This window comes from Pauljensenia sp. UMB3104 (genome assembly GCF_030217285.1).
Lineage (GTDB): Bacteria > Actinomycetota > Actinomycetes > Actinomycetales > Actinomycetaceae > Pauljensenia.
The window spans coordinates 1-237 of the sequence record NZ_JASONN010000586.1 but is presented as its reverse complement, the minus strand read 5'-3'; the positions used below and the strand labels follow the sequence as shown (position 1 = coordinate 237).

The following is a 237-nucleotide window of genomic DNA, read 5'->3' as shown; positions in this document are numbered from 1 at the left end:
TCGCTGAGCTCAAGACCCGCCGCGACCAGCTGATCGCCCGCGAGAAGACCGCCAAGGCACAGGCCCAGGTCACGGACGCCCTCTCCTCCATCAACATCCTGGATCCCACGAGCGAGCTCGGCCGCTTCGATGACCGCGTGCGCCGCCAGGAGGCCCTCGCTCAGGGCAAGATCGAGCTGGCCGCCTCCTCCCTGGATTCCCAGTTCGCGGAGCTCGAGACCGACTCCTCGCAGATCG

The 237-nt window shown here is 67.9% G+C and carries 1 protein-coding gene; it reads left to right on the top strand.

The features are described 5' to 3' along the window. A partial coding sequence (locus QP415_RS12880; protein WP_285100335.1) for a PspA/IM30 family protein occupies positions 1-237 on the top strand: 237 nt, incomplete at both ends.